This is a genomic window from Solimonas sp. K1W22B-7 (assembly GCF_003428335.1).
In the GTDB taxonomy this organism is placed as follows: Bacteria; Pseudomonadota; Gammaproteobacteria; order Nevskiales; family Nevskiaceae; genus Solimonas_A.
The window spans coordinates 1,553,578-1,571,646 of record NZ_CP031704.1 but is presented as its reverse complement, the minus strand read 5'-3'; the positions used below and the strand labels follow the sequence as shown (position 1 = coordinate 1,571,646).

The window sequence follows — 18,069 nt, the reverse complement described above, 5'->3', positions numbered from 1 at the left end:
TTCCCTTCAAGCTGCGGCTACCCTCACCTCCGGGCGTGCCGGCTCAGCCTTCAGATAGCGATCCAGTTCCTGATGCATGTTGAGGATCATCTTCTCGTGCTCAACGGCCAGCCAGATCTGCTTGCAGCCGCGGGAGTGCAGACCCTTCTGCATGCGCGGGATGTTGTGGAAGTCCTGGCGCGGGATCAGCAGCACCTGCTCCGGGTCCATGATGTCGGTGACCTTCCGGACCTCGGCCCGCGGCGGTTTCACTGCGGCCGGGTAGGTCCTGGTGGAGAAGATCTCGAAGATGCAGCGGTCCGGGTCGTTTCCGTCGGGCCGGATGCGGTAGATCATGGCGTTGCCGGCCTGCGGCAGGATCAAGAGGTTGGGGAAGACGAAGATCTCGCCGCCCCACATGCCCAGGATCTCGGGGACGGGCCTGGGCATGGGCCGCTGCTGGATGGCGGCGGTGGTGTACAGGGCCTTGACGTATTCGGCGCCCAGGCTGGAGCCCTCGGGGATGGGCTTGTCCTTGAGGGAGCGGACGATCTCGACGTCTTCCTTCAGGACCATGGCGTCCATGCCTTCGACCAGGAGATTCAGGCGGGCGGCCATCATCTCGACCGGGTCGCCGGCCTGGCGGACGTGGCCCTGCATGGGGGTCTTCTTGCCGGCGTAGAAGCGGCCGTGGCCGTGGGGGTATTTCTCGGTCTGGACGTTGCGGTGGGCGAAGTGGGCTTCGGCTTCGGCACTGGGAGTGCCGTTCATGACGATGTCGGCGGAGTCCGGTTCCAGCTGGGGGTGGGTGGCCGGAACGTGGTAGCCCTCGAAGAAGGCTTCCTGGGCGACTTTCCAGTTGGCGGCCACCGGCAGGGCTTTCCACCAGTAGTGGTGCATCTGGCCGATGGCCAGGCCTTCGATCAGTTCCCTTACCGGGGCGATGAAGTCGTCGAAGGGCTGGGGGTTGCGGTCGAAGTTGATGAAGACGAAGCCGGCGAAGACGACGTGGTGGACTGCACGCAGGGCGACGTCGCTGTCCTGCAGCTGGCCGCCGCGGAATTCGCCCCGTTCCAGGACGTATTCGTTCTGGCCCTGCAAGTTCCAGCGCCAGCCGTGGAAGGGGCAGATGATCTTGCAGTGGGGGAAGTGGCCGTTGCCGCCGCCGGACAGGGCGGTGCCGCGGTGCGGGCAGGCGTTGTGGTAGGTCTTGACGCTGCCGTCTTCGGCGCGCACGACGATGACGGACTGGTCGCCGATGTCGTAGGTGGCGTAGTCGCCGGCTTCGGGGATTTCGTCCAGCCGCGCGGCAGCCTGCCAGACGGTGCTCCACAGCTTGTCGTATTCCAGACGCGCGAACGCAGGGTCGGTGTAGCGCCCGCTGCGGATGCCGTGGTCCAGGACGCGCCAGCTTTCGGGCCAGGCGGTCAGTACGTCAGCGCTCATGTCTTCTCCTCCGGCGCTAGTGCCGAGAATCGCCGCCATCGACGACCAGGGCCCCGGCCTTGCGCGCGGGTGTCCCGGCAGCCGCGGCGCGATATTGCCTGGGGCTGAGCTTGAACTCGCGCTTGAACATGCGGCTGAAATGCGCGGGGCTCTTGAAGCCCACGCGGTAGGCGATTTCGCTGATGGCGGCATCGCCCGCGCCGGACGTGGCCAGCCACTGCTCCGCCGTCTTCAGGCGCTTGTCCCAGACCAGCGTCGAGAACAGCGTGCCGTGCAGCTTCAGCAACAGCAGCAGGTACCGCGGCGAGATGCCGCAGCCCTTGGCCACCATCACGATGCTGAGCTTGGGGTCCGACAGATGGGTCTCGATGAAGCGCAGCACGTCCTGCAGGCGCTTGTCCGCCAGGGTCTGGCGCTGCGGCACGCAGGACTCGTGGTCCTTGATGGCCTCGGCGAGCACCGACAGGGCGGTGTCCACCAGCAGTTGCTGCACATGCTCCTTGACCTCGCCGGTATCCTCGAAGAGATCGGCGAGGATGCGTTCGGCGATGGCGAAGTTGCGGCCGGCGGCGGGCACGCAGAAACCGGTGGTCACGTCATGGCAGAGGACGCGCCGCAGCAGGTGCATGGGCACGGTCAGGTGCAGCAGTTCGAGCAGGCCCTCCTTCCCCGGTTCGCACTCGACCGAAAAAGGCGTCATCGACTTGGTCAGGATGAAGTCCCCGGCCTGGGCCAGGGTTTCGCCGCGCTGGTGCGACACCCGCAGCCGGCCCAGCTTGACGAAGCAGAGCACGGCGACATCCGTGGCGTCCTCGCGGATGTGGGCCCAGGTGCGGCTGAACGACTGGCGGGTGCGGGAACGCAGGCGGATGATCGAGCTGGAGCCGACGGCCTTGCATTCCGCCCGTACGTCGATCACCGCTCCGGGCTCGATCGAGTAGTCGCCGGTGTAGTACTCGCGATTCCGCGGCCCGCGGAACGCGGTGCGGCAGTCCTGGTAGTTGCGCTTGTCGAATACGAACAGCGTTTCCATCACCCTCTCCCAAGGAGCCTGCCCTGCGCCCCATCGCGGGTCCCGCAGGGGAAGGACTGATACTCCAAGGATGCTAGCGAGGGAGCGGAATGAATTCCCCACAGTTTATGCGGGCGAATAGACATTTCACGCCGGGACAAGTCCGGATGCCTTCACAGACCGGCAGCGGCAGGACTAACCCTGCTGGAAGAGACCTTACCCGCGGACGTACATCCGCAGGGCCTGGACGGAACTGCAGACGCCCAGCTTGGCGTAGATGTTCCGCAGGTGGTACTTGACGGTATTGGCCGAAATCCCCAGGGCTTTGGCCATGCGCGGCCGCGAGAGTCCGCCGGCCAGGGCTTCCATGACTTCCGCCTCGCGGGGGGTCAGGGGTTCGGCCCAGGAGGGCAATGCGTAGCCGGCATTGCGCCGGCTCTCGCTCCAGCCTTCAGTGGCCTGCCTATCGAGCATTGACGGCCTCCCGCCTGGCGATCTCCTGATCCACGAACTTCACCCACTGCGCAGCCTGCTGCGCCAGTGCCGGCGACTGCTGTGCCGCCGTGAAGGCTCCCCGGGCTTCCGCATAGCGGTCGGCGTTGAACAGCGCCGTGCCCAGCTGCATCTGGATGTCGGCCGTACGCTCGCCGCCCTTCAGGGCCGTGCGGAATGCCGTGGCGGCTTCCGTCCACTTGCCCAGCTCGGCGTAGGCCTGCCCGAGATACAGGTAATGCCTGGACTGCCCGCTGATCTCGGCCAGCTTCTTCAGCACCGGGATCTGCTTCTCGTATTCGCGGGACATCGCCAGGGCCTGGGCGTACAGCTCCAGGTTCTGGGCATTGGGCTTGACCACCTTGTCCTTCAGGCCCTGCGTGAGCACGCGCACGCCGGCGTAGGGGGCGTCCTGCACCATGTACAACCTGGCGAGATTCAGGATGTCCGATTCCGAGCCGATCAGCTTGCCGCGGTAGGCCGCGTGCATCAGCGTGGTCTGCTCGCGCTGCTGGTCCAGCAGGCCTTTCATGCCCGCCAGCTGCTGCCAGTAGGCCGCCTTGCCGGGATACAGGCCGACCAGGATTTCCAGCACCTTGGCCGCCTTGGGGTATTCCTTGCGCTCGTAGTAGATCGCGCGCAGCAGTGCCAGCGCGGACTCCTTCGGCGCCTGCCCCCGCTCCTTGGAAATCTTCAGGGAGGTGACCAGGGCCTGCTCGGCTTCCTTGTACTTCTGGGTCTGGTAGTAGGCCTGCGCCAGCAGCGCATAGCCCTCGGGGCTGGGGGTCGGCGACACCGACAGCCACTTCTTCACCACCGCGATGGCCTTCGGATACTGTTCCGAGATGAAGTACAGCTGCGCCATGGCGTACAGGCTGCCATCGCGCAGCGCATCCGGCAGGTTGGGCTGCTTCAGGACGTTGATGTAGGCCTCGATCGCCTGCGGCACCTTGTCCTGGGCGTAGTAGACCGCCGCGTACAGGTTGTACAGCGTGGCCCGTTCGTAGTCGTTGAACTTTGCTTCCTTCGCCTTGAGGAGGTCCAGCGCCGCAATGGCGCCGTTGTAGTCCTTGGCTTCATAAGCCTTCTGCGCGACCTCCATGCCCTTGTAGGTCTCGGCGCGGATGACCTGGGTCTGCTTGGTCGGCGGCGGGACCGGCTTGTCCTTGCTGTCCTTGGCCAGCGACAGGCCCGACAGTGTGACCACGGCGGCCGTCAGCGATACCAGCAACAGTTTCTTGATCTGCTTGGCCATGATCATTTCTTGTCCAGCTCGAAGCGGATCAGGTGCTGGATGCCCTGCACCGCGATCGGCTTGCCGTTTTCAACACGCGGCTTGTACTTGAACTTCGTCACCGCCTTCTTGGCGGCCTCGTCGAACACGCCCGGCGGCGAAGCTTCGATCACGACCGGGTCGATGACCGTGCCGGCTTCGGTGACGGTGAATTTCAGCAGCACCCAGCCCTCGATACCCTGCGTCTGCGCGCGGGCCGGATACATCGGCGCCACTTTCACGATCGGCAGGTACTCGCCATCCGTCGATGAAAGGCCGAAGTTGGCCTTCACCTGGGTGGTGTTCTCCAGCGACATGTTGATGTTGATCGCGGTCTGGTTCGGCGCCGAGGCCTGCATCTGCTGCACCGGGGCTTCCGGCGGCGCTTCAGGGCGGTCCGGCATTTCGGGCGGCGGCCTGCGGTCGCGGGTCTCCAGCTCGAAATTCTTGGCCAGGCGCAGGAAGTCCACGGTCGGCAGCAGTTCGCTGTTGCCCGCGGCGCCGGTGGTACCGGAGATCAGGGCATGCAGCGTCCAGAACAGGCTGAACATGGCCACGCAGGCCAGTGCGGCCGGGGCCAGGAAGCGGCCGGCGCCCAGTTCCCTGGGAGTGCTGCGCACGGGCGCTGCCGCGGGGGGACGGTGGTTCAGGCTGACGTTCATGCTCATTCCTGCCCGCGCGTCGCCACGGAGACGCTCTGCACGCCGCCACCGCGAACCTGGTCCATCACCTGGGCCATGACGCCGCTCTCGCTGGCCTTGTCGGCCAGGATCACGACGGTGTCTTCAGGACGTTCGGCATGCATGCGCTCGACCAGCGCACGGACCTCGGGAAGATTGACCTTCTTGCGGTCCATCCAGATCTCGCCGTTGGGCTTGATCGCGATCAGGATGTTGCCGTTGGCCCGGGACTCGGCGGTCTCCGCCTGTTCCTTGTCGACCTTGACACCGGCCTGTTTCACGAATGAGGTGATGATGATGAAGAAAATCAGGAGATTGAGGACGAAGTCGAGCATCGGCGCGAGGTCGATACCGTGATGTCCATCATCTGAAGCATGTCGGCGGGCTTGCATGGGTTCTCCTCCTGCTCGCTCTTGTTTACTTGGACGCGGTCGGCTGCAGCATCACGTCCATGGCCCCGCCCTGACGGGCCTGGTCCATGACCTTGACGACGATGCCGGTCGGGGCCTTGGTGTTGGCCACGACGATCACCGGGCCCTCGGGCTTCTCACCACGGAAACGCTCGACGTTGGCGCGCACGGATGCCGTGTCGATCAGGCGCTGGTCGATCGAGACATCGCCACTCTTGTGCACGGCAATGAACAAGGTGCCCTTGTCGTCTTCCTCCTGCTGCTGCCGGTTGTCCGGCGGCGCCGAGGGACGATTGAGGCTGATGCCGACTTCCTTGACGAAGACGGCGGTGATGATGAAGAAGATCAGCAGGTTCAGGACGAAATCGAGCATCGGCGCGAGGTCGATGGCCTCTTCGTCGTGCTCGGCATGCTGGCGGCGGTTGCGCAGGCGCATGGGTTTTCTTTCCTAGAACGTGAAGCGGTCGGCGAGCAGTTCGGTCTGCTTGCGGATGGCCGACTGAAAATAGAACACCGGGTACATGCCGGTGACGCTCACCGCCAGGCCGGTCATGGTGCAGTTCATGGCCTTGGAGACGCCCGAGGCCATGGTCCGGGCATCGGCGGAGCCGAGGATGGACATGGAGTCGAACACCTCGAGCATGCCGTGCACGGTGCCCACCAGGCCCAACAGCGGGCACATGGGAATCAACACCTTGAGCATCGGCATGTTCGCGGCCATCGCACCGTTCAGGCGCGAGATCATGGCCTTGCGCACCTGGTGCGAAGCCCAGGACTGGTGCTCCGGACGACCCTTCCAGTCGGCCAGCAGGCCCGTGACCATCGGCGACAGTTGGGTGTGGAAGAACCACAAGCGCTCGAAGATCAGGGTCCACATGACGATCCCCGCCAGCAGGATCCACAGGACCAGCGGACCGCCCGCGATGATCAGCTGGCCGACCGCGTGGAACGGGGCGAGCAGGACTTCAGGCATGGGTGCGCTTCTCGATCAGCTCGGCCAGCAGGCCCGTGCTCTGCTCGTCGAGAATCTGGGTGATGCGCTTGGAACGGCTCTGCAGCGCGGAGTTGGCGAACAGCAGCGGGATCGCGATGCCCAGGCCCAGCAGCGTGGCGATCATGGCCATGGAAATACCGGCGGCCATCAGCTTCGGATCACCCGAGCCGGACTCGGTGATGACCTGGAAGGTGTGGATCATGCCGACGACGGTACCGACCAGACCCAGCAGCGGGCCAGCGGCAACCGCCAGCTTGAGGAAGGACTGACCGCGTTCCAGCGGCGGCAGTTCTTTCAGCACGGCTTCGGAGATGCGCAGTTCGACGACTTCGGCCTCTTCGCCGGTGCTCGGGGCGTTCTTGCCACGGAAGGCCATCAGCACGCGGCCCAGCGGGTTGTCGGCGCTGAGGTTGTTGAGGTTGCCGAGCTGGCGGTTGACCTTGGCGTTGGTCGCGGTCAGGTAGCCGAACTGGAAGATCGCGATCAGGCTGCCGATCAGGCCCAGGCCGATGATGATGTAGCCCACCGCTTCGCCTTCGACGACGCGGTCCACCAGGCTCGGGCGCTGCGAGAACAGCGACAGCAGCACGCCGCGGGTCGGGTCCACGATCATGGCGTGGTAGCCGCTGCCCTCTTTCTCGAAGTCCTCGGCCACGTCACCGAACTTGCCCGGGGGCTGCTTCGGCGGGGTGCTGAAAGCGCCGGCGCCGGAGGTGTATTCGAGGAACTGGCCTTCCGAGACGGCCACGAAGGGGCCGACGCGCAGGACGGTCTTGTCGGCCTGGCTGCCATCCGGTGCGGTGACCTTGGCCTGGATGCGGCTGATCTTGCCGCCTTCGGTCATTTCGCGCTGCATCTCGAACCAGAAGCGGTTCAGGTCTTCCATCGGCGGCATGGTCTTGGTCTGCGCCAGGCGGTCGATCTGGGAGACGCGATCCGGGAACTGGGCCGTGAGCATGCTGTTGCGGGCGACGGTGGCGAAGTCGCCGGCGGTCTGGCGCATGACGCCGAACAGTTCGCCGAGGTTGCCGGCCTTGATGTCGCGGGCCTTGGTCAGCTCGCCGATCTGGCTGTCGTTGTTTTCAAACTGCTTGGCCAGCGCCGCGGCCTGGTTCTCCAGGGCGGTCTTCTCGGCGTTGGCATCGGCCAGCAGCTTGCCCTGCTGGTCGCGGGCGGCAGCAAAGCGGGCTTCGCGATCGGCATTGGCCTTGGCGTCGCGGGCGTCGGCGGTACGGACCTGCTCGAGCAGTTCGTCCAGGGTCTTGGCAGTGGCCGGGGTGGCGGCAGGGGCGGCGGCAGGCTCCTGGGCCTGGGCGGGAAGGCCGATGACGCCCAGGGCGAGAACGGCAGCGAGTTTGAGGGTGTTCAGTTTCATGGCTTACTTGCTCGCGGCGGCCTGGATGGGGACGATCAGCAGGTTCGGGGAGGTCTGCTTCTTGGCGACCTTCAGGCCTTCCTTGACGCCTTCGGTGTAGTCGTCATCGGCGGTCCAGTCCTTCTTGTCGCGGTCCCAGTAGCCGGTCTCGGCGCCATCGGGGGTCTGGTAGAACAGGCCGACGCGGCCCACGCGCAGGAAGTCCACTTCCTTGTCGGCCAGCTTGCCCTTGTAGGCTTCGATCGTGCGGCCGTATTCCATCTCGATCTGGTAGGCCTCGACGATGCGGCGGTACTTTTCAGAGACCGTGACGTCGGCGCGCGGCATCATTTCCTTGAGCTTCTCGACGCGACCGGCGCGCTCCTGCTTCAGGAACGGCACGTCCAGCGCCACGAACTGCTCGAGGGAGTCCAGCATGCGCACCATCAGCGGCTGGATCTCGATGTTGGTGCGGTCCAGCTCGGCCGATTCCTGGCGGATCACCGTCATCTCTTCTTCCTGCGACTTCAGCTGCGAGCGCAGCTGCTGCAGGTAGAGCTTCAGGCCTTCGGATTCGCGCAGCGTGGTGCGGTAGTCGTTGGCCAGGTCGCGGCCCTGCTCGGCCAGCCCGTCCACGCGCTTCTGCGAGTCCACCTGGGCCACCAGCCACTGGTCTCCGCTCTGCGTGACGTCGGAGAGCTTGGCCGCCGACACCGGCAAAACCACCGCCCCCAGCGCCAATACTCCCAGCAGGTATCCCTTAACGCCGCGGGCCTGGGCCCGCAATGCCATCATCCGCATCGCTCTCATCCAGTTCACCTTCATTTTCGATTCTCCTCGGCCACCGGCAATTACTCGGCGACATACTTTCCAACATCTAATACTGGGTCCAATCGGTTACAAAAGGCCCCCTCCTATTAGAGGGGGAGCCAACATTTACCCCCGCAGGTCCGGGCATCCCCGACCCTGACCCGGCTCACCCACCCCCTTGGCGGCAGGGCAGCCGGCTTACCTGCAAGTTGACATGCCTGTCGCTACAGGTTCTCTACAGGATCGGCGCGCGCCGGCGGATCACCGACTTCAGCGCGAAGCTCGACTGGATGTGCGCCACGCCCTGGATGCGCGTGAGCTTGGACAGCAGCTGCTGGTAGTGGTCCAGGTCGCGCACCACCACGCGCAGGGTGTAGTCGGCACCGCCTGACATCAGGAAGCAGCTCATCACCTCCGGCAGGTCGGCCACGCGCGACTCGAAGCGCGCCAGCACCTCCTCCACCTGCCGTTCCAGCGTCACCGACACGAAGGCGCTCATCGCACCGACCAGGCGCTTCTCGTCCAGGTGCGCGCTGTAACCCTCGATGTAGCCCTCGCTCTCCAGCCGTCGCACGCGGCGCAGGGTCGGCGTCAGCGACAGGCCGATGTCGTCGGCGAGGTTGCGCCAGCTCATGCGCCCGTCCCGCGCCAGGGCGCGCAGGATGTTCATATCGTACTTGTCGAGCTCTACAGCCATATTCGTCCACTAAACAAGACTTAATTGGTTCATTGATACTAATACAAGCCCATCCGGAAGCGAAATTTGGAATCCTGAACTCCGCCTCCCGACCTAAGATTTCTCCATGAAAGCAGGGCCGCCCCGAGCCCGCCACGGAGAACCCGATGTCGCAGGCCCTCGCCCAACCCGACTTCAGCTACGACGACGTCTATGCGCGCGAGCAAGGCCCGATCTTCATGACCGGCATCCAGGCCCTGGTGCGACTGCCGATGGCGCAGCGGCGCCACGACCGTCTCCGCGGACTCAACACCGCAGGCCTGGTCTCCGGCTACCGCGGCTCGCCGCTGGGCGCCTACGACCAGCAGCTGTGGAAGGCGCAGAAGCACCTGGACGCGCATGACGTGGTGTTCCAGCCGGGCCTGAACGAGGACCTGGCCGCCACCGCGCTGTGGGGCGCGCAGATGCACAAGGCCTACGGCAAGACCCGGGTCGATGGCGTGTTCGGCGTCTGGTACGGCAAGGGTCCGGGCGTGGACCGCAGCGGCGACGTGTTCCGCAACGCCAACATCCTGGGCAGTTCGCGGCTGGGCGGCGTGCTGGCGGTGGCCGGCGACGACCACGCGGCACAGTCCTCGATGTTCCCGCACCAGACCGACGGCATCTTCCAGTCGGTGATGATGCCGGTGATCCAGCCCGCCAGCGTCGAGGAGATCCTGTCGCTGGGCATGGCCGGCTTCGAGCTGTCGCGCTACTCCGGTCTGTGGGTGGCGATGAAGACCATCGCCGAGGTCGTCGAGAGCGCATCCTCCTTCTTGCTGCCTGCCGCGGCGCCGCTGTTCGTCGAACCCGAAGGCGCGCCCGCGCACGGCCTGAACTGGGACCCGCGCATCGCCTGGCCGGCGCAGCGCGCCGAGCTGGAGCGCCGCCTGGTGGACGAGCGCATTCCTGCCGCCATTGCCTGGGCACGTGCCAACGGCATCAACCGCCCGATCCTGCGCGCACGCCAGCCGCGCCTGTGCATCGCCACCGTCGGCAAGGCCCACCAGGACCTGATGCAGGCCCTGGCCGACCTGGGCCTGCGCGACCACGACCTGCAGGCCCTGGGCGTCTCGGTGTTCAAGATCGCCATGAGCTGGCCACTGGAAGCCGGCACGCTGCTGGACTTCGCCGAAGGCTGCGACGAATTGCTGGTGGTGGAGGAAAAGCAGCCGATCGTCGAGTCGCAGATCAAGGACGCGCTGTATCACCGCCCCGCCGCGCGCCGCCCGCGCGTCACCGGCAAGACCGACGAGCAGGGCCGGCCGCTGCTGCCGGTGGTCTCCGAGTTCACGCCGCTGATGCTGGCACGCGTACTGCGCGCTCGCCTGGCCGTGCTGGGTGACACGCTGACGCTGTCGGACCGCATGGCCGAGGTCGAGGCACGCAGCAGTGCGACCCCCGTGACGCCGATGCCGGCGCGCAAGCCCTTCTTCTGCTCCGGCTGCCCGCATGGCACCTCCACCAGGACGCCGGAAGGCTCCATCACCGGCGGCGGCATCGGCTGCCACGTCATGGCGCTGTCGCAGCCCACGCTGAAGACCGCGTGAGTTCACAAACCAAATGCAACACCCTATTACGAGGGTGCTGCAATGGGACGCAAGAGCTTTGAGCAGTTTGGAATCGAGGAACGGTGTGAGATTTCCCGTCGGCGCCAAGCCGGGGAGTCGATCCGGCAAATTGCGGCAGCTCTGGATCGCGCGCCATCGAGCATTTCTCGGGAACTGAAGCGCAACACTGGCGCGACGGGCTACCAGAGCGTCTATGCCGGCGAGCAAGCTCGGGCGCGCCGCTGGCAAGGTAGCCGGCTTCTGCGTGATGCCGAGCTGCAAGCCAGGGTTCTGGAGGGATTGCGCCGAGGCTGGTCTCCCGAGCAGGTATCGCGGCGGCTGGCTCAGCAGGATCTGCAGATCAGCTACGAGAGCATCTATCGCTTCATTGCCGCCCAGATCGCCCGGACCAACGACTTTTCCTGGCGTCTCTATCTGCCCCGTGCCAAGAGCAAGCGCGGCTTCCGTGGCCGCAAGGGCGGCAGCCCGGCAGAGCACATCCAGCAGCGGGTTTCGATCGAAAAGCGCCCCAAGGCTGCGGCTGACCGGCGCCAGGCGGGACACTGGGAAGCCGACCTGATGCTCTTTGCGCGCTATGGCCAAGCCATCCTGACCCTGCATGAGCGAACGTCCCGGCTGACCGCCATCGTCCGCCAGCCCAGCAAGGCCGCTGCGCCGGTGGCGCAAACCCTCCAGGCCTTGCTGGCCCCACTGCCCCCAGCCCTGCGCCGCAGCATCACCTTCGACAACGGCACCGAATTCGCCTTGCACTACACCCTGCATCAGCCCCTGGGCTTGCAGACCTATTTCTGCGATCCGCATTCCCCCTGGCAGAAGGGTGGCGTCGAGAATGCCAACGGGCGTTTGCGCCGCTGGCTACCCCGGGGAACCAACGTCGAAGACCTCTCACCAGACCAACTCTTGCAGATCGCTCAGATCTACAATCACACGCCACGCAAGTGCCTCGGCTTCAAAACCCCAGCCGAGGTCTTCGCCAAAGTGTTGCATTTCAAATGTGAATCCACCCCGCCACCTTCAGCCAGATGGGCGGCGAAGGCCTGCAGTGGGTCGGCGCCGCGCCGTTCTCGGAAACGCCGCACATCTTCCAGAACCTGGGCGACGGCACCTACCAGCACTCCGGCCTGCTGGCCGTGCGTGCCGCCGTGGCCGCCAGGACCCGCATCACCTTCAAGATCCTCTACAACGACGCCGTCGCCATGACCGGCGGCCAGGCTGCCGAAGGCAGCATCGACCCGGCGCGCATCACGCGCCAGCTGTCGGCCGAAGGCGTGCAGCGCATCGCCCTGTTCAGCGACAACCCCGAGCGCTGGCACAAGGACAGGGAACTGGCGGCGGGCGTCGAGATTCATCACCGCGACGCGCTGGACGCCGTGCAGCGCGACCTGCGCGAGCAGGACGGCGTCAGCGCCATCATCTACGAGCAGACCTGCGCCGCCGAGAAGCGCCGGCGCCGCAAGAAAAAACTGCTGGCCGAGTCCAGCCGCCGCCTGTTCATCAACCCGCGCGTCTGCGAAGGCTGCGGCGACTGCTCGGTGCAGTCCAGCTGCATCGCGGTGGAGCCGCTGGAAACCGGCTTCGGCCGCAAGCGCCGCATCAATCAGTCCAGCTGCAACACGGACCTGTCCTGCGTGAAGGGCTTCTGCCCCAGCTTCGTCGAGATCGACGCGCCGGTGCTGCGCAAGCCCGACGCCAGCCGGCTGAAGGCTTTCGAGGCTGCCACTTTCCCGACGCTGCCGACCGCCCCGGTGCCGGCACTGGATGCGGTCTACAACGTTTACGTCGCCGGCATCGGCGGCACCGGCGTGCTGACCATCGGCGCATTGCTGGGCAGCGCCGCCTACTTCGACGGCAAGGAAGCCACCGTGCTGGACTTCACCGGCCTGGCGCAGAAGAACGGCGCCGTGGTCAGCCAGGTGCGCATCGCCGCGAAGGCCGGCGCGATTCACGCCGTGCGCATCGGCGGGGCCGACATCGACCTGCTGCTGGGCACCGACTTCGTCGTCGCCGCCGGCCAGGACGCGCTGCAGAAGCTGTCCGCGAACAAGTCCGCGGTGGTGCTGAACAGCGACGAAACTCCCACCGCCGACGTAGTCACCGACCGCGATGCGAAACTGCCGGCGGCGCAGATGATCGACGCGGTGCTGTCGCGCAGCAGCGCCGACCACCGTCACCTGATCAGCGCCAACCGCCTGTCGCAAGGCCTGTTCGGCGACACTGTTTCGGCCAACACGCTGCTGCTGGGCTATGCCTGGCAGAAGGGCCTGGTGCCGCTGTCGCTGGAAGCGATCCGCCATGCGATCAAGGTCAACGGTGCCGCCGTGGCCGCCAACAATCGCGCACTGGACTGGGGTCGCCTGGCCGCGATCGACCTGGCCCAGGTGCAGCAGCTGGCTGGCCTGGCAGCCGCGCCGACGCCGATCGAAACCCTGCATGGGCTGGTGGAGCGCCGCGCCAATGACCTGGTCGCCTACCAGGACAGCCGCTATGCCGAGCGCTATCGCGCGCTGCTGCAGCGTGTGCGCAACGCCGCTGTGGCGCATGGCGCCGAAGGCCAGCGCTTCGCCCATGCCGTGGCCGCCAACGCCTACAAGCTGATGGCCTACAAGGACGAGTACGAGGTGGCGCGCCTGTACGTCGACCCGGCCTTCCGTGCCGCGCTGAACGAGCAGTTCGCCGATCCCGGCAAGGTGTCGGTGTGGCTGGCCCCGCCGATGATCTCGCCGATAGACGGCCGTACCGGCCGCCCGGCCAAGCGCCGCTTCGGCCCCTGGGTCTTCAAGCTCTTCGCGCTGCTGGCGAAACTGAAGCCGCTGCGCGGCAGCTGGGCGGATCCGTTCGGCCATACCGCCGAACGCCGCGCCGAGCGACGGCTGGTGGACGAGTATTTCCAGATCATGGAGGCGCAGGTCGACGGCCTGAGTGCGGCAAGCTTGCCGACCGCGATCGAACTGGCTGCGCTGCCCTCGCAGATCCGCGGTTTCGGTCCCGTGAAGATGGCAGCGATCGAGCAGGCCGACGCACGCAGGGCTGCGTTGCTGGCCGCACCGCCGAAAGCAGCGCCACCGGTGCGCATCTACAACGCCGCCGCCTGAAGCGGGCGCGGCTGCCGGATCGGTTATCTTCTGGCCCGTACACGGGCCGGAGGACAAGGCAGCACCATGCGCGCAATCGAGATCAGCGAACCGGGCGGACCCGAGGTCCTGCGGCTCTGCGAGCGCGAGCGGCCCGTACCGACCGAGGGCGAAGTCCTGATCCGCGTGACCGCGGCCGGCGTCAATCGCCCCGACCTGCTGCAACGCGCGGGGCAGTACCGCGCGCCGGCGGATGCCTCCGACCTGCCCGGCCTGGAAGTGGCCGGCGAGATCGTCGGCGGTGACGTCGGCACATCAGGCCTGCGCATCGGCGACCGTGTCTGCGCCCTGGTGCACGGCGGCGGCTACGCCGAGTACTGCCGCGCCAACGCCGCGCACTGCCTGCCGCTGCCAGCGGGATGGTCGGAACTGGAAGCCGCCACCCTGCCCGAGACCTGCTTCACCGTCTGGAGCAATGTCTTCGAACGCGCCGCACTGGCCCCGGGCGAAAGCCTGCTGGTGCAGGGCGGCAGCAGCGGCATCGGCGTCACCGCGATCCAGATCGCGCAGGCCCTGGGACACCGCGTCTTCGCCACCGCCGGCAGCGAGGAGAAAGTGCGCGCCTGCGTAGCGCTGGGCGCCGAACGCGCCATCAACTATCGCGAGGCCGACTTCGTCGCGGAAATCAGGCGCCTGACCGACGGCCGCGGCGTCGACGTGATCCTCGACATGGTCGGCGGCGATTACGTCGGCCGGGAGATCGGCTGCCTTGCCGACGACGGCCGCCTGGTCCTGATCGGGCTGCTGGGGGGCGCGAAGGGCAGCCTGCCGCTGGCGGAGATCCTGCTGCGCCGCCTGACGCTGAGCGGCTCGACGCTGCGGCCGCGCAGCAATGCCTACAAGGCGTCGATCGCCAGCGCCCTGCGCGCCCGGGTCTGGCCGCTGATCGAGGCCGGTCGGATCAGGCCCGTGGTCCACCGCGTGTTTCCGCTGGAGCAGGCTGCGGAAGCCCATCGCCTGATGGAGGGCGGCAGCCACATCGGCAAGCTGGTGCTCGCGGTCGGGTGAGCCGCGGCTACGCCTCGATCAGGTCGTAGTCGCCCTTGGCGGCGCCGCACTCCGGGCACATCCAGTCGTCCGGGATGTCCTCGAAACGGGTCCCCGGCGCGATGCCGCTGTCCGGATCGCCCAGGCGCTCGTCGTAGACATGCGAGCAGTAGCGGCATTGGTAGCGTCGCATCGGCGTTCTCGCTGAAGAAATGTGGATCAGGCCTGGGCGGAAGCGCCGGGGTGGATCGTCGGGTGGATCGCGAAGCCGTGCTGCACCGCCAGTTCCTTGTGCTGCAGCTCCCGCTCGATCAAGCGGTAGACCTTGCCGTTGTTGTAGAACGGCGTCATCGGATACAGGTGATGGATCAGGTGGAAGTTCTGGTACTGCAGCACCGGGCCCAGCAGCCACTCGTGCCCGCGGCGGATCGTCGTGGCCCGGGTGAAGTTCTCCTCCTGCGACACGTCGTGCGGCACATGCGGCAGCCAGAAGAAGCTGAAGCCCAGCGCCATCTGGATCAGTCGCGAGGGGATGAACCACAGCATCAGCACTTCCAGGCCATAACCTGCCCAGACCAGGGCTGCGAGCGCCACCACGAACACCACCAGGCGCCGCAGGCAGGCCTGCAGGAAGGGCTTCGACACCTTGTCGCCGTTGCGCAGCGCGTAGACGAAGTAGCAGAGGTCGATGAACGCCCAGCGGAACGGCAGCGACCACCAGGGCCCCTTGAACACACGGTCCGGGTCACGCGGGCCGTTGGCGAAGCGGTGATGCAGGATGTGCGCCCAGCGGAACATGCGCAGGTCCACGTAGGGCAGCACGATGTTCATCCCCAACTGGCCCATCACGTCGTTGAGCCGGGTGTTGCGCGAGATCGAGCGGTGGATGGCGTCATGCGCGACGCTGAAGGCGACGTAGCCCACCGTCGTGTTCACCACCAGGCCCAGCCACAGCGGCCATTGCCCGGTGCCGCAGAACCCGTACACCGACAGGAAGGTCGCGATCAGCAGGATATTGAGGATCACCGTGGGCCAGGCCACCGGCGGCGCGGCGGTCAGCTCGCGGAAGCGGGCTATCTCGTCCGGGCCGAGATTGTCCAGCGCGACGATGGTCTTGCTCATGCTTGTCTCCCTTCACGAACCGCGGGCACCGCGGCTCAGGTCCTGTAGCCATTGAGCAGCCGGCCGAGCAGCGGCTCGACCAGTTGCTCCAGGGTCTTGCCGTGCACCAGCTGGCCGGCGGCATGCAGGGTCATCAGGCCATGCAGGTTCACCCACAAGGCATGCGCCAGTTCACTCGCCTCGCCCTGCAGGCGGCCTTGGTCGATGCAGCGCTGCAAGACTTCCACCGCGTGCTCGAACACACTGCGACGCGCCTGCAGCACTTCCGGGTACTGCCCCGGCGCCGGCTGGTGCGTGGCGAAGATCAGCAGATACTCGGCCGGGTGCTGCTGCGCGAAGGCGACATAGGCCTCCGCCACGGCATGGACCTGGGCCATCGGTCCGTCGGCGCGCGACTCGTGCTCGCGCACGTAGCTCTCGAACTGCCCCAGCGCATCGACACGCATGCGCGCCAGCAGCGCATCCTTGTTGTCGAAATAGCGATACGGAAGCATGTGGCTGACGTCCAGTGCATCCGCCAGCCGCCTGAAGGTCAGCGCCTCCAGTCCCTCCTGCCGGTAGATGCGCAGCCCCGCGGACGACAGCCTGCGCCGCATGGCTTCCACTTCTTCCGGGGTCAATTGGGCTCTTGGCATGCGGTAAAATTTACCTTGTAAATTTTACAATGTCAATTAATCCAGGACTCCCCTCCCCAGAGAAGGAAATGCAGGGACGAAAGGCCCGGGAGGGCCCCTCGGGGGTCAGCTGACGGCGTAGGGCTGCCCGTAGGCGTCCGGCCTGCCGTCATCGTCCGGGCCACCGGCCTCGGCCGCCCCTCCGAGATGACCATGCTTCTTCAGCAGGGTGCGCAGGACATTGCGCGAGATGCCGAGCTGCGCGGCGGCCCGCACCTGGTTGCTGTGGCTGTGGCGGAAGGCCTCATCCACGATCAGCTTCTCCAGGTCGTTGAAAAGGGTCTGGCCCGGTGCGTCCAGCAGCTGCTGCAGGGCCTGCGCGATGCGTTCGCGCGGTGAGGTCTCGCGCGCACCGCCCAGCACCGGGGAGCCCGCCAGTACACCGCCGGTGAGCTTGAGGTGCTCCACGCCGATTTCATGGGCCGGCGCCACCAGCAGGGCAAAGTGGATCACGTTCTCCAGTTCGCGGATGTTCCCTGGCCAGCTGTAGCGCTCCAGTGCGCGACGGGCACTGAGGCTTAGCGACAGCGGCGGCAGGTTCAGGCGCTGGCGATAGACATCCAGGAAGTGATCGGCCAGCGGCAGGATGTCGCCGGTGCGCTCGCGCAGTGCCGGCAGACGCAACTGGGCGATGTTGAGTCGATAGAACAGGTCGAGCCGGAAATGCCCCGCGTTCACCGCGTCGCCGAGATCGATGTTGGTGGCGGCGACCAGCCGGATGTCCACCGGGATGCTGCGCCGCGATCCGAGACGCACCACTTCACGCTCCTGCAGCACCCGCAGCAGCTTGACCTGCAGCGACAGCGGCAGATCTCCGATCTCGTCGAGGAACAGCGTGCCGCCGTTGGCCGCCTCGAACCAGCCCTCGCGGCGGCCGGTGGCGCCGGTGAAGGCGCCAGGCTCATGGCCGAACAGTTCGCTGTCGGCCAGTTGCTCGCTGATGGCACCGCAGTTCACTGCCACGAAAGGACCGGTGCGACCGCTGAGCTGGTGGACCTGCCGCGCCACCAGCTCCTTGCCGGTACCGGTTTCTCCAATGATCAAAACCGGGGCGTCGCTGGGCGACACGCGCTCGAGATATCTCAGGATGCCCTGCGAGAGCGGATCGACAAAGACCAGCGCCTTGGCTCGAATCGAAGTCGGCTGCGCCTCGCGGCCTACCAGCGAAAACACCGGTGCTCGACTGCCATAAACCTGGGACATGAAAAACTCCTGGGCAACACCGCCGGCATGCCGTCAATTCGTGATACGGCGCATGAACGCAAGCGGCAAAAGAATCCGGCCATGGCCAGATCAAAAACTCGACGTCGAGATCCCTGGGCGGCTCCGGCGGAGTGCTTCGATGCAGCTTCCGTTTGGCCGCGTTTCGAGGCTTAATCTACGTGCGTTCTTATATATCTCAAAATAATTACGCACTCT

General features: G+C 66.2%; 18 protein-coding genes and 1 pseudogene. 4 read left to right on the top strand and 15 right to left on the bottom strand.

What is annotated here, in order from left to right:
- Positions 1-6: 6 nt before the first annotated feature.
- The 11 genes from D0B54_RS07280 to D0B54_RS07230 all read right to left on the bottom strand — a co-directional run bounded on the left by D0B54_RS07280 (position 7) and on the right by D0B54_RS07230 (position 9,147).
- Positions 7-1,425, bottom strand: coding sequence for an aromatic ring-hydroxylating oxygenase subunit alpha (locus D0B54_RS07280; RefSeq protein WP_162932274.1), 1,419 nt, complete (start codon positions 1,423-1,425; stop codon positions 7-9).
- A gap of 16 nt (positions 1,426-1,441) precedes the next feature.
- Positions 1,442-2,458 carry a helix-turn-helix domain-containing protein gene (locus D0B54_RS07275; protein ID WP_205527296.1) on the bottom strand — a complete coding sequence of 339 codons (1,017 nt, stop codon included), beginning with the start codon at positions 2,456-2,458 and terminating at the stop codon, positions 1,442-1,444.
- A 195-nt stretch (positions 2,459-2,653) separates the two neighbouring features.
- Positions 2,654-2,911, bottom strand: a complete 258-nt coding sequence (locus tag D0B54_RS07270) for a response regulator transcription factor (protein ID WP_117290594.1) — start codon at positions 2,909-2,911, stop codon at positions 2,654-2,656.
- Positions 2,901-4,184, bottom strand: a complete 1,284-nt coding sequence (locus tag D0B54_RS07265; RefSeq protein WP_162932273.1) for a tetratricopeptide repeat protein — start codon at positions 4,182-4,184, stop codon at positions 2,901-2,903. The genes D0B54_RS07270 and D0B54_RS07265 overlap by 11 nt, the downstream gene beginning before the upstream one ends.
- 2 nt (positions 4,185-4,186) lie before the next feature.
- Positions 4,187-4,864, bottom strand: a complete 678-nt coding sequence (locus tag D0B54_RS07260) for an energy transducer TonB (RefSeq protein ID WP_162932272.1) — start codon at positions 4,862-4,864, stop codon at positions 4,187-4,189.
- Positions 4,865-4,866: 2 nt separating this feature from the next.
- Positions 4,867-5,274, bottom strand: a complete 408-nt coding sequence (locus D0B54_RS07255) for an ExbD/TolR family protein (protein ID WP_117290588.1) — start codon at positions 5,272-5,274, stop codon at positions 4,867-4,869.
- A 25-nt stretch (positions 5,275-5,299) separates the two neighbouring features.
- Entirely contained in the window at positions 5,300-5,728 is a 429-nt protein-coding gene (locus D0B54_RS07250; protein WP_117290586.1) for an ExbD/TolR family protein, read from the bottom strand.
- A 12-nt stretch (positions 5,729-5,740) separates the two neighbouring features.
- Positions 5,741-6,265 (bottom strand): MotA/TolQ/ExbB proton channel family protein, encoded by a 525-nt coding sequence (locus D0B54_RS07245; protein WP_117290584.1) that lies wholly within the window; start codon positions 6,263-6,265, stop codon positions 5,741-5,743.
- Positions 6,258-7,661, bottom strand: a complete 1,404-nt coding sequence (locus tag D0B54_RS07240; protein ID WP_117290582.1) for a MotA/TolQ/ExbB proton channel family protein — start codon at positions 7,659-7,661, stop codon at positions 6,258-6,260. The genes D0B54_RS07245 and D0B54_RS07240 overlap by 8 nt, the downstream gene beginning before the upstream one ends.
- A gap of 3 nt (positions 7,662-7,664) precedes the next feature.
- The gene (locus tag D0B54_RS07235) at positions 7,665-8,450 is read right to left on the bottom strand and encodes a DUF3450 domain-containing protein (protein WP_162932271.1); all 786 of its coding nucleotides are present in this window, start codon (positions 8,448-8,450) and stop codon (positions 7,665-7,667) included.
- A 235-nt stretch (positions 8,451-8,685) separates the two neighbouring features.
- The gene (locus D0B54_RS07230) at positions 8,686-9,147 is read right to left on the bottom strand and encodes an Lrp/AsnC family transcriptional regulator (protein ID WP_117290578.1); all 462 of its coding nucleotides are present in this window, start codon (positions 9,145-9,147) and stop codon (positions 8,686-8,688) included.
- 146 nt (positions 9,148-9,293) lie between these two features.
- Between D0B54_RS07230 and D0B54_RS07225 the strand changes: the two genes are divergently transcribed.
- The 4 genes and pseudogenes from D0B54_RS07225 to D0B54_RS07210 all read left to right on the top strand — a co-directional run bounded on the left by D0B54_RS07225 (position 9,294) and on the right by D0B54_RS07210 (position 14,875).
- Positions 9,294-10,715: a hypothetical protein gene (locus D0B54_RS07225; protein WP_205527295.1), complete on the top strand. Its 1,422-nt coding sequence runs from the start codon at positions 9,294-9,296 to the stop codon at positions 10,713-10,715.
- Between the two features lie 42 nt (positions 10,716-10,757).
- Positions 10,758-11,753: pseudogene (locus D0B54_RS24745) on the top strand (IS30 family transposase); the annotation flags it as partial.
- A 5-nt stretch (positions 11,754-11,758) separates the two neighbouring features.
- The gene (locus tag D0B54_RS07215; protein WP_117290576.1) at positions 11,759-13,828 is read left to right on the top strand and encodes an indolepyruvate ferredoxin oxidoreductase family protein; all 2,070 of its coding nucleotides are present in this window, start codon (positions 11,759-11,761) and stop codon (positions 13,826-13,828) included.
- Between the two features lie 66 nt (positions 13,829-13,894).
- A complete protein-coding gene (locus D0B54_RS07210) occupies positions 13,895-14,875 on the top strand; it encodes an NAD(P)H-quinone oxidoreductase (protein ID WP_117290574.1) in 981 nt (326 codons plus the stop codon).
- A gap of 7 nt (positions 14,876-14,882) precedes the next feature.
- Here the strand turns inward: D0B54_RS07210 and D0B54_RS07205 are convergent, their stop codons facing one another.
- The 4 genes from D0B54_RS07205 to D0B54_RS24965 form a co-directional block, all read right to left on the bottom strand.
- Positions 14,883-15,047, bottom strand: coding sequence for a rubredoxin (locus D0B54_RS07205; protein ID WP_117290572.1), 165 nt, complete (start codon positions 15,045-15,047; stop codon positions 14,883-14,885).
- 26 nt (positions 15,048-15,073) lie between these two features.
- Positions 15,074-15,976 (bottom strand): fatty acid desaturase, encoded by a 903-nt coding sequence (locus tag D0B54_RS07200; protein WP_117290571.1) that lies wholly within the window; start codon positions 15,974-15,976, stop codon positions 15,074-15,076.
- A 35-nt stretch (positions 15,977-16,011) separates the two neighbouring features.
- Positions 16,012-16,596, bottom strand: a complete 585-nt coding sequence (locus tag D0B54_RS07195) for a TetR/AcrR family transcriptional regulator (RefSeq protein ID WP_162932270.1) — start codon at positions 16,594-16,596, stop codon at positions 16,012-16,014.
- 120 nt (positions 16,597-16,716) lie between these two features.
- Entirely contained in the window at positions 16,717-17,853 is a 1,137-nt protein-coding gene (locus tag D0B54_RS24965; RefSeq protein ID WP_117290567.1) for a sigma-54 interaction domain-containing protein, read from the bottom strand.
- Between the last annotated feature and the right edge of the window lie 216 nt (positions 17,854-18,069).

What these genes read in the sequence shown, in the direction of transcription:
- D0B54_RS07245 (WP_117290584.1), bottom strand. Translation starts at nt 6,265, where the DNA reads ATGCCTGAAGTCCTGCTCGCCCCGTTCCACGCGGTCGGCCAGCTGATC.
- D0B54_RS07270 (WP_117290594.1), bottom strand. Translation starts at nt 2,911, where the DNA reads ATGCTCGATAGGCAGGCCACTGAAGGCTGGAGCGAGAGCCGGCGCAAT.
- D0B54_RS07215 (WP_117290576.1), top strand. Translation starts at nt 11,759, where the DNA reads ATGGGCGGCGAAGGCCTGCAGTGGGTCGGCGCCGCGCCGTTCTCGGAA.
- D0B54_RS07255 (WP_117290588.1), bottom strand. Translation starts at nt 5,274, where the DNA reads ATGCAAGCCCGCCGACATGCTTCAGATGATGGACATCACGGTATCGAC.
- D0B54_RS07210 (WP_117290574.1), top strand. Translation starts at nt 13,895, where the DNA reads ATGCGCGCAATCGAGATCAGCGAACCGGGCGGACCCGAGGTCCTGCGG.
- D0B54_RS07235 (WP_162932271.1), bottom strand. Translation starts at nt 8,450, where the DNA reads ATGAGAGCGATGCGGATGATGGCATTGCGGGCCCAGGCCCGCGGCGTT.
- D0B54_RS07280 (WP_162932274.1), bottom strand. Translation starts at nt 1,425, where the DNA reads ATGAGCGCTGACGTACTGACCGCCTGGCCCGAAAGCTGGCGCGTCCTG.
- D0B54_RS07225 (WP_205527295.1), top strand. Translation starts at nt 9,294, where the DNA reads ATGTCGCAGGCCCTCGCCCAACCCGACTTCAGCTACGACGACGTCTAT.
- D0B54_RS07205 (WP_117290572.1), bottom strand. Translation starts at nt 15,047, where the DNA reads ATGCGACGCTACCAATGCCGCTACTGCTCGCATGTCTACGACGAGCGC.
- D0B54_RS07240 (WP_117290582.1), bottom strand. Translation starts at nt 7,661, where the DNA reads ATGAAACTGAACACCCTCAAACTCGCTGCCGTTCTCGCCCTGGGCGTC.
- D0B54_RS07250 (WP_117290586.1), bottom strand. Translation starts at nt 5,728, where the DNA reads ATGCGCCTGCGCAACCGCCGCCAGCATGCCGAGCACGACGAAGAGGCC.
- D0B54_RS07275 (WP_205527296.1), bottom strand. Translation starts at nt 2,458, where the DNA reads ATGGAAACGCTGTTCGTATTCGACAAGCGCAACTACCAGGACTGCCGC.
- D0B54_RS07200 (WP_117290571.1), bottom strand. Translation starts at nt 15,976, where the DNA reads ATGAGCAAGACCATCGTCGCGCTGGACAATCTCGGCCCGGACGAGATA.
- D0B54_RS07265 (WP_162932273.1), bottom strand. Translation starts at nt 4,184, where the DNA reads ATGGCCAAGCAGATCAAGAAACTGTTGCTGGTATCGCTGACGGCCGCC.
- D0B54_RS07260 (WP_162932272.1), bottom strand. Translation starts at nt 4,864, where the DNA reads ATGAACGTCAGCCTGAACCACCGTCCCCCCGCGGCAGCGCCCGTGCGC.
- D0B54_RS24965 (WP_117290567.1), bottom strand. Translation starts at nt 17,853, where the DNA reads ATGTCCCAGGTTTATGGCAGTCGAGCACCGGTGTTTTCGCTGGTAGGC.
- D0B54_RS07230 (WP_117290578.1), bottom strand. Translation starts at nt 9,147, where the DNA reads ATGGCTGTAGAGCTCGACAAGTACGATATGAACATCCTGCGCGCCCTG.